An 8,387-nucleotide genomic window follows, 5' to 3' on the forward strand; every position below is an offset into this window, starting at 1 on the left:
GCTGCACCGGATAACGCACCGCTCACAGGAAAGACACGGTCCAGCACGCCACGTAACAGATGCCAGCGGCACCACAAGCAAGGTACGGATACCACGTCGGGCCGCTCGCCGAAGCATGGGACTCCGGCGCCTCGGCCTGGACCACGGAGCGCCGTCAGGCGTACGCCAACGACCTGGACGCCGACAGCAGCCTCGTCGCGGTGACCGCGCGCACCAACCGGGCAAAGGGCGCCAGCGACTCCCCCCCCCGCTGGCCGACGCCTGCTGCACCTACGCCGCGGACTGGGTGGCGACCAGGCTCCGCTGGAACCTGACCGCCGACCCTGCCGAGCACGCCGCTCTCACCGACACTGCTGCCGGGTGCGGACAGCAGCTCGTCACCTGTAAACCCGCTGCGTAGTCGGCTATGTGAGCGTCACCCTCTGAACCAGTCTCCTACCGGCGATGCATCGTCGTTGAGCGGGTCGTCCGCAGTCGTCGGCGCCTGATGGGAACGAAACCTCCTGCACCGCGGGAGATGGGGCGAGCGATTAGAAGGCGCCTGCTGCATGTAGCCCAGACCCCGTCTGACCTGCAGCTTAGTTTGCGGCTGACAGGTCATCAGGCGTTTTGTGGGACGCATGTGGGATTCGGTATTCGGGTGACCTGTGGGACGGCACGGCCCGCTGCTGGTCTGAATGCGCGCCCTCATTCCATCTTCACACGCTTCCGGTCCCTGGCGGAAACTCCCTGACACCTGCTCGGCGTTGGTGATGTCCGAGTCGAGGAGGGAAAGGTGTCGGGCCTGAAGTTGTTCCGCGCGGACACGACGAACAGTGGGATGACGGAGGTCATGCCGCGTCTTGCTGAGATCGAGGCCGACGTGCAGGGGCTCGTCGAGAGGCACGTGGAGACGCTGCTGGGTGTCCGATTCCTGGCGAGCGCGTACAGCACCGGACCGGTGCACGGAGGCCGGATCGACTCGCTCGGGTTGGACGAGAACGGCTCGTCGGTCATCGCAGAGTGCAAGCGCGGCACGGACGCTGGCGTGATCAAGGCGTCGGTCGCGTCCCAGGTCCACGCGATCACCCCGTCCGCGAGGACAACCGCTGGCGCGTGCGCGTCACCGGCCGCCCGCCGCTGCCCCCGGCCGTCAACGTCGAGGTGCGCTCCCATCGGACCCCGCCCTGCCAGCTGACCTGCCGCGGCCTGTCCATGAGCTCCGCGGCCGTCTACGAGGTCACCTCGATCGGCGTTCCGTGACCCCGTCGGCTACGCGGCCTCCCAGGCCGCCTCGATCATCCGGAAGATCTCGCCCACCGCGGCCGCCGGATCGGCCGCCTCACGGGCCAGCGCGAAGGCGTCGATGGTGAACCGCGCAAGGGCCTTGCACGCCGTCGGAGACCGCGCAAGACCGGGTTGGTCCGCGAGGACCGCCGCCAGCGCCTCCGCGTGCCGCAGCCGCATCGACTCCTCGTACTCCCGCAGGGCGGCAGACTCGACGATCATCCGCCACACCGGAGCCGAGCCTTCCGCCGTGCAGTGCCGCACGAGGGTCAGCACCTCGCGGCACAGCGCGGGGACGAGCGGCTCGCCCGCCGTCCGGTCGGTGACCGCCCGCACGAGGCGCTCCGCGAAGTCCGCGTCTTGCTCGAACACCAGGGCTTCTTTCGAGCCGAAGTGGGAGAAGAGGGTCGTCACCGCCACGTCCGCCTCGGCGGCCACGTCCCGGATGCCCACCACCTCGTAACCGCGCTCCAGGAACAGCTGCAAGGCGGTGTCGGCGATCTTCTGGCGGGTCGCGGCCTTCTTGCGCTCGCGACGGCCCATCGGCACGGTCGTCATGGTATGAAGCTATCAGATACAAAACAACAACCGTTCCGAAAAGCAAGCCGTTAGTGTTATGTTCGCAGGCATGAAGAAGACGAGCTTCGCCGCGTTCGGCGGCCCCGATGTCCTGCACCTGATAGACGCCGACGAGCCCCACGCGGGCCCCGGCCGCATCCGCATCGCCGTGCGGGCGGCAGGCGTGAACCCCGTCGACTGGAGGCTGCGCGAGGGCCAGGTTCTCGGCGCCCATCCGATCGAACTGCCCTCCGGAGTCGGCCTGGACGCCGCCGGCGTGGTGGACGAGGTGGGTGAGGGCATCCACGGGGTCGAGATCGGCGACCACGTCTTCGGCGAAGGGGCGAGCACGTACGCCGAGTTCGCCGTGCTCTCCGCCTGGGCCCGCATGCCCGCCGGGCTCTCCTTCGAGGAGGCGGCCGGATACCCCTCTGTGATGGAGACCGCCCTGCGGGTCATCAACGAGGTCGGCGTGCGGCCCGGTCAGACGCTGCTCGTCAGCGGCGCGTCCGGGGGAGTGGGGTCGGCGGTGCTCCAGATCGCCCGGGAGCGCGGCATCGCGGTGATCGGCACGGCGGGCGCCGCCAACCAGGACTACCTGCGCGACCTGGGCGCCCGTCCCACGACCTACGGCGTGGGCTGGACCGAGCGCGTGCGGGGGCTCGGGCCCGTGCACGCGGCCCTCGACCTGGCGGGCTCGGGCGTGATCCCCGAACTCGTCGCGCTGACCGGCGACCCGCACCGCGTGGTCTCCATCGCCGACCTCAACGCCCCGGAACACGGCGTCCGCTTCTCCGGCGTCGCCGGGAGCGTGTCGGACGCGCTCGCCGATGCCGCCGACCTCATCGCGCGCGGCAGGCTGCACATCCCCGTCGAGAAGTCCTACACGCTCGCCGATGCCGCGGCGGCGCACATCGACAGCCAGGCGGGGCACACGCGCGGACGCCGCGTCATCGTCATCTGAGTCGCGGCCCCGCGCCGATGCAGCCTCCCTGTCTACCCCCGAACGGGCCGGATCCACCACACCCCGAGTGCCTTGTTGCCGCCGCCGTCGGGGATGTTGCCGAGCTTCTTGATGTCCACGTGCACCAGTTCGCCCGGACGGTCGCGCTCGTAGCGGCGTATGTTCCGGCCGGTGGTCCGGTCCAGATGGGTCAGGCGGGCCAGGCCGAAGCGGGTCAGGACGCGGTGGACGGTCGAGGGCACGAGGCCGAGCAGATGGGCGATGCGGGCCGGGCCCCAGCGGCGCAGGACGCGGACCTTGATGATGCGGCTTTCGGTGCGGGTCGGGGTCCTGCGGGGGCTGTGGTGCGGACGGCAGGAGAGGTCCGTCATCCCGGTCTCGCCCTCGGCCCGGTAGCGGCCGGCCCACCGCTGGGCGGTTGTCGGCGAGACCTGGAAGCGTTCGGCGGCCCGGCGAAGAGGCCAGCCGTCCTCGACAACGCAACGGGCCAGGCGCAGGCGCCCGGTCTCCGTCAAAGGTGCATTACGGTGAGGCACGAGGGCCTTTCTGGTCGGTGTAGACGTCGCAATCCACACCGAACCCGGAAGGCCCTCACCCGTTCGAGATCTCTCAACCGAGATCTCGCTCACCCGTCCACAACCTCCCCGGACAGAACACCTAGGCCGTCAGCAGAGGGCCGAATTCGGCGGCCCACCCCGGGTAGAGTGCGACCTTCTCGTCGTGCAGGGCGAGGATCTCCCGTGCCAGCGTGGGCGTCATGTCGTCGGACAGGCCCGGGCCGATGGTGAGCCTGGCGAGGTGCGGCATGATCTCCGGGTCGCCGGCCAGGTGGACCGGGTCGTGCATGTAGCGCCGCAGGGCTGGCAGGTCCGCGATTCCCACGCAGTAGGCGTGGGTGAAGCCGTCGGTGTCGTCGAGGTTCTGGCCCACCGTCGAAAACGACACCGACTCCACCGAGGCCGTGCGCCGCATCACCGCCAGCACGTGCTCGCGCTCCTCCTCTGTCGCGGTCTCCTTGAACGAGAAACGCAGCATGTGGACGATCACGTCCGCCCCACCCCTTTCAGGTTGACTGAACCGATCGGTTCAGAAATCCGATCCAGCTGGTTCAGCACTAGACTGAACCCATGGGTTCAGAAGTGTCAACCGGGAACGGCAGCAAGGCACGTGGGCGTGACGATCGGCGGCAGGCGATCCTGGACAGCGCGTTCGCGCTGTTTGCACGGCGCGGCTACGCGCAGACGTGTGTGCAGGAGGTCGCGCAGGAGGCGGGCGTCGCGAAGCCGACCGTCTACAACCACCTGCACGACAAGGAGAGCCTCTACCGCGAGGCCGTGGAGTCCGCCGCCGACCGGGTGGGCGCGCGGGGCGTCGCCATCGTCGAGCAGCTGCGGGAGGTTGCGGCGGATGGTGACCCGCGCGCCGCGCTCGGGGTCGCGACCCGCGAACTGTTGCGGGCCTGCCGTGACGAAGACGCGCGCGCGGTGTGGCGGTTGGCAAGTGCCGAGTCGGGGCAGTTCCCAGGCATGGCGGCGAGCGTGCGCGAGCGCACGGCCCTGAGGATACGGTCCGCGCTCGCTGACCGACTGGCCCGCCTGGCGCTCGTCGGCCGCCTGCGCCCGTGCGACCCGGAGCTTGCCGCCGAGCACCTCCTCGTCCTGCTCACCGGCCCACTGGAGTACCGGCCCGACGCCGACCCGGATGCGATCGCAGACGCGGCCGTGGAGGTCTTTCTGCGCGCCTATGGGGCGGACCGCGCCTAAGGCTTGTCCCGTAACGATTTTGAGGTTGGGCGGCGGGCTCGGTCGAGGTGCCGCCCCTTCGCTTATCCGGCGAGGGTGAGGTTGTGCAGTCGGGCGATGCCGAGCATGGCGTGATGGACGCCGTCGCCTTTGAGGCGGCAGTCGCGCAGGATCTTCCAGCCCTTCATGCGCGCGAAAGTGTGCTCGACGCGGGCCCGAACCTGCTTGTGGGAGCGGTTGTGTTCCTCTTTCCAGTCCGGGAGTTCTTCGCCTTTACGGCGGCGATGCGGGATGACCAGTCCGGTGCCCCGGTATCCGCCGTCGGCGATCGTCATGGTGCTGCCGACGGCGGCTTTGGCGCCGGATTCTTCCCAGCCGCGGGAGTCGTGCCGGTTGCCGGGCAAATGCCGGCCGACCACGACGACCAGGCGGGTGTCCGCGTCGATGACCACCTGATGGGCCGTGGAGTAGCGGTAGTTCTTAGACTGCTCGGCCACCGTGTGGTCGCGGGTGGGCACCAGGGTGCCGTCCACGATGAGCACGGTGTCCTTGCGGAACCGCTTGCGGGGCTGGAGCGCGAGCTGCGGCCCGAGGTGGTCGATGATCCGGTCCGCCGCGGACTTCGAAATGCCGAACAGTGGGGCGATCTGGCGCATCGTCAAGTTCGTTCGCCAGTAAACCGTGACGAGCAGGATGCGATCCTCCAGCGGGAGGCCCCAGGGCCGCCCACGCGGGAGCTCGGTAGCGATCTCGCGCCGCACGGCGGTCACAAGCTTGCCGAAGCAGCGCGGGCTCAGCCCGGTGAAGGGGATTATCCAGGACGGCACCGACGCCGTGATCACTGCAGTCACGTCAAGATCGTTTCACCAGCGGCCGGCCGGGATTGGCACAGGTCAAGTACGGAGCTCGAGGTGCCGGTCCAGCTGACTGTGCAGACGCGCGGAAGCACCGCGGAGAGTCCCGAGTTGTCGCACTTCTGCCGCTGTTAGTTCCGTCCGTCCTGCCAGCGCGAGTACAGCGGCGTAGGGCCGTGCGCCTTTGGCGAGCTTCGCCGCCACGGCATCACGGACGGCTAGCAGCACCGTGCGGTCCGCGCTTGGATGCTTCGCCAGCAGACAAAGAAGCCTGTTGTCGTTCCAGGCCCTGTCTTGGGCCGCGCTCAGTTCCAGCAGAGTGCCGGGCCCCGTGGCGGGATTGACGGCAAGCGCCTGCCAGACGAAGGGATACGGGCACCGCGCGAGTCCGTGCAGGACGGCGCTGTCGCTCTCGGTACGCGCCAGTTCGAGGTAGTCGGCAGGCGTGTGCACGGACATGGCCCCTCAGGATCGTCGGGGCGATCATCCTGCCATCAAGGTACGGGCGCCGTGTGCGGGGCCCTGACCCAACCGACTCGAAGATTATTTACGGGACAGCCCTTAGCTAGTGCTATGACCGCGTAGGTTCGCCGGGTTGTTCAAGCTGCGGTGGCGAGGGGGCGTCCGCCCCAGCGGATGCCTTTCTCGCTGCGGATGCGGGCGCGTTCCTTGCGTTCGGCGGCCAGGACGTCGCGGTGACGGGTGTTCACGTTGCGCCACCGCAGGTACGCGTGCAGGGCCCGGGTCTGCATGGCGTGGTGGGGGTGGTTCGAGTTGGCGATGGTGAACTGTCTCAGCGGTCCGAAGTGGGCCTCGATGGGGTTCGCCCACGAGGTGTAGGTCGGCGTGAAACACAGCTCGACCTTGTGTTTCTTCGCCCAGCGGCGGATGTCGGCGCCTTTGTGGGCGGACAGGTTGTCCATGATCACGTAGATCGGTGCGCCGTCGGGCCGGGCGGCGCGGATCGATTTCAGCGCGGCCAGAGTGTTCCCGGCGCCCTTCCTGCGACGGTTCACGCCCCACAATGTGTCGTCGCCGACCGAGTAGCAGCCGTGAAAGTACCGGACTCCATGGGTGCGGTGGTAAGTGGCCGGCAGCCGGTCGGGACGCCCTTGTCCGGCCCAGCCCGAGCCCGCGGTGGGCCGAATCCCGAGCGGGCCGAACTCGTCGGACGCAAAGACCCGGTCCGGGAAGCGGTCCAGGACTTCCTCGATGCGGTCGAGCTTGGCGTCACGCTCGGGGTCCGGGGACTCCTTCCACGTCTTGGTGCGCTGGAAGGTGATGCCGCGGCGGGCGAGCAGGCACCGTAACGCCTCACGGCCGATGCGGATCACCCGGCCGTGCACTCTCCGCAGGTAGGCGACTAACTTGCGCAGCGACCAGCGAGTGAACGGCTGGCCCATCTTGACCGGTCGTGTGGTGGCCGTCGCGATGACGAAATCCTCGTCGTCATCACTGAGCTGGCGGGGACGGCCTCCCGCCCACTGAGGGTCCAGGCAGGCCAGGCCGATCTCGTTGAAACGGTGGATCACGTCCCGGACGGTGTCCTCGTCGGCCTGCACCAGCTGTGCGATCACCGGCACCCGGTTCCCGCCCGCCGAGGCCAGCAGCATCATCGCCCGCCGGTAACGCACCGGACTGGTACTGCCCCGGCGCACGATCTGCTGCAGCTTCTGCCCCTCCTGGTCGGTCAGTCTGCGCACACGGACAGGCTCAGCCACCGCGCCTCCAGCGATCGGATCGGATGTCACCTCACATCCAACCGCCACGACCACCGACCCGGCGAACCTACGCGGTCACAGCACTAGCGGTTCTTCGGCAGCGATCTGCTCGGCCTTGAGACCGTGGCATCCGTGAGCGGTGGCATGCAGGTGGCCTGCCGGGCACGGCGGGGGTTGGTTGCCAAGGCAGCGGCCGGAGTGCAGGGCGCGGCGATGGTGGAGCTGGCGGGTGCGCTCGACGAGGTCCTGCTCGGGCTCGAGGACGGCGTGAAGTGTGGCCGCGGACAAGGCCCCTTCGCGTGGTGCTGTCAAGTCCCCCGCCGCCTAGGTGATCTGTGACGGACATCACCATTGTCTCGCGCTGCACTGCGCCACGTCGCCTGACGGATCCTCGTGGCGTTTGCGCGCAAAGCGCACGGGGGCCCTCTCGACGCCGCATCTGAGAGGCTTCCGGCACGCTGCGGAGTCGCTGCGCTGAATTCGTCACCCAGCGCATCCGTGAGATCACCTATGCAAACTTTGCATTTTTCCCATTCGACCGTGCGTGAAGCATTGAATGCCAAAAACTGCCCCGGAAAGACGGCCGTCAATCTGCGGTTGATCGACTGGGCTGCTCTAGCTGCTACTTTCTCTGTCGTGATCGAATTCTTCCTGAAGTGATCAGAAAAATGCCTTTACATGCCCCGGCCCTGCCTTTGAATTGAAGGTTTGTAAACGGATGTGGGACCCCAGTCGAGCGCAAGTGAGCGCGCGTTGCATGCGGGATGCTTTCCCATGCTGCAAAAAATATTTCAGCCATTTGAAAGCGGAGTGAAGCGGCTCGCGGCACGGCTAATGTGAGATGAGATGCGCAGCGGAAGGCGACACGCTGTGCGCAGGCGGTCTCGGGAGGCACCCCGAGACCGCCCGGCCGGTCGTCATTCACCCGAAAGGCAAAGTCATGACCATTTGGAACAGCCGGGAGCAGGCTCATGTTCCCCCGGCGATCCACCTGGGGGCTACCCGCGCCTCAAGTGTCCGCAAACCCCGTACTGCTGGTCTGCTGGAGTGGCACCTCTGCGGCAGCTTCATTCTCGTGCTCGTGACCGTGCTCGTTGTCGTGGCGCTCATCCGGTTCCCGGCGGTGCGCCCCGGCTGGGCGTGGTGGCCGTACGTCGAGCCATTCATCGCGCCCTGGATCGTTGTCGTGATCGCGCTGTCCAAGCGCAGCCACCTGCGTTACGTCCGCGTGCGCCAGGTCTGATCTCGAGCGCCACGGGGCCGCTGCGTGACGGTCCCGGAG

The 8,387-nt window shown here is 68.1% G+C and carries 9 protein-coding genes and 4 pseudogenes; 7 read left to right on the plus strand and 6 right to left on the minus strand.

From position 1 onward, the window contains the following. Positions 1–92 precede the first annotated feature (92 nt). From ACFWN1_RS29765 to ACFWN1_RS29775, 3 genes and pseudogenes are all read left to right on the plus strand, one after another. Positions 93–400: pseudogene (locus ACFWN1_RS29765) on the plus strand (DUF1524 domain-containing protein); the annotation flags it as partial. A 375-nt stretch (positions 401–775) separates the two neighbouring features. Beyond that, positions 776–1,033, plus strand: a pseudogene (locus ACFWN1_RS29770) (transporter); the annotation flags it as partial. 62 nt (positions 1,034–1,095) lie between these two features. Beyond that, positions 1,096–1,242 (plus strand): hypothetical protein, encoded by a 147-nt coding sequence (locus ACFWN1_RS29775; RefSeq protein WP_384368698.1) that lies wholly within the window; start codon positions 1,096–1,098, stop codon positions 1,240–1,242. A gap of 9 nt (positions 1,243–1,251) precedes the next feature. Here the strand turns inward: ACFWN1_RS29775 and ACFWN1_RS29780 are convergent, their stop codons facing one another. After that, entirely contained in the window at positions 1,252–1,824 is a 573-nt protein-coding gene (locus ACFWN1_RS29780; RefSeq protein WP_384368675.1) for a TetR/AcrR family transcriptional regulator, read from the minus strand. 70 nt (positions 1,825–1,894) lie between these two features. Between ACFWN1_RS29780 and ACFWN1_RS29785 the strand changes: the two genes are divergently transcribed. Then, positions 1,895–2,788, plus strand: a complete 894-nt coding sequence (locus ACFWN1_RS29785; protein WP_384368678.1) for an NADP-dependent oxidoreductase — start codon at positions 1,895–1,897, stop codon at positions 2,786–2,788. Positions 2,789–2,850: 62 nt separating this feature from the next. Here the strand turns inward: ACFWN1_RS29785 and ACFWN1_RS29790 are convergent. After that, positions 2,851–3,324: pseudogene (locus tag ACFWN1_RS29790) on the minus strand (helix-turn-helix domain-containing protein); the annotation flags it as partial. A gap of 121 nt (positions 3,325–3,445) precedes the next feature. Further along, entirely contained in the window at positions 3,446–3,835 is a 390-nt protein-coding gene (locus ACFWN1_RS29795; RefSeq protein ID WP_384368681.1) for a Dabb family protein, read from the minus strand. An 80-nt stretch (positions 3,836–3,915) separates the two neighbouring features. On the opposite strand from ACFWN1_RS29795, the gene ACFWN1_RS29800 reads away from it, so the two are divergent. Beyond that, entirely contained in the window at positions 3,916–4,551 is a 636-nt protein-coding gene (locus tag ACFWN1_RS29800; RefSeq protein ID WP_384368683.1) for a TetR/AcrR family transcriptional regulator, read from the plus strand. A gap of 62 nt (positions 4,552–4,613) precedes the next feature. Here the strand turns inward: ACFWN1_RS29800 and ACFWN1_RS29805 are convergent, their stop codons facing one another. The 3 genes from ACFWN1_RS29805 to ACFWN1_RS29815 form a co-directional block, all read right to left on the minus strand. Continuing rightward, the gene (locus ACFWN1_RS29805; protein WP_384368686.1) at positions 4,614–5,381 is read right to left on the minus strand and encodes a transposase; all 768 of its coding nucleotides are present in this window, start codon (positions 5,379–5,381) and stop codon (positions 4,614–4,616) included. 42 nt (positions 5,382–5,423) lie between these two features. After that, positions 5,424–5,843 (minus strand): hypothetical protein, encoded by a 420-nt coding sequence (locus ACFWN1_RS29810; protein ID WP_384368689.1) that lies wholly within the window; start codon positions 5,841–5,843, stop codon positions 5,424–5,426. Between the two features lie 140 nt (positions 5,844–5,983). After that, the gene (locus tag ACFWN1_RS29815; RefSeq protein WP_384368692.1) at positions 5,984–7,105 is read right to left on the minus strand and encodes an IS630 family transposase; all 1,122 of its coding nucleotides are present in this window, start codon (positions 7,103–7,105) and stop codon (positions 5,984–5,986) included. An 87-nt stretch (positions 7,106–7,192) separates the two neighbouring features. On the opposite strand from ACFWN1_RS29815, the pseudogene ACFWN1_RS29820 reads away from it, so the two are divergent. Together ACFWN1_RS29820 and ACFWN1_RS29825 are read left to right on the plus strand one after the other, a co-directional pair. After that, positions 7,193–7,375, plus strand: a pseudogene (locus tag ACFWN1_RS29820) (transporter); the annotation flags it as partial. A 670-nt stretch (positions 7,376–8,045) separates the two neighbouring features. Then, a complete protein-coding gene (locus ACFWN1_RS29825) occupies positions 8,046–8,348 on the plus strand; it encodes a hypothetical protein (protein ID WP_384368695.1) in 303 nt (100 codons plus the stop codon). The last annotated feature ends 39 nt before the right edge of the window (positions 8,349–8,387 follow it).

Origin of the sequence: Streptomyces sp. NPDC058459, from assembly GCF_042721685.1 — a bacterium.
Taxonomy (GTDB): Bacteria; Actinomycetota; Actinomycetes; order Streptomycetales; family Streptomycetaceae; genus Streptomyces.

What these genes read in the sequence shown, in the direction of transcription:
- ACFWN1_RS29780 (WP_384368675.1), bottom strand. Translation starts at nt 1,824, where the DNA reads ATGACGACCGTGCCGATGGGCCGTCGCGAGCGCAAGAAGGCCGCGACC.
- ACFWN1_RS29785 (WP_384368678.1), top strand. Translation starts at nt 1,895, where the DNA reads ATGAAGAAGACGAGCTTCGCCGCGTTCGGCGGCCCCGATGTCCTGCAC.
- ACFWN1_RS29800 (WP_384368683.1), top strand. Translation starts at nt 3,916, where the DNA reads ATGGGTTCAGAAGTGTCAACCGGGAACGGCAGCAAGGCACGTGGGCGT.
- ACFWN1_RS29810 (WP_384368689.1), bottom strand. Translation starts at nt 5,843, where the DNA reads ATGTCCGTGCACACGCCTGCCGACTACCTCGAACTGGCGCGTACCGAG.
- ACFWN1_RS29825 (WP_384368695.1), top strand. Translation starts at nt 8,046, where the DNA reads ATGACCATTTGGAACAGCCGGGAGCAGGCTCATGTTCCCCCGGCGATC.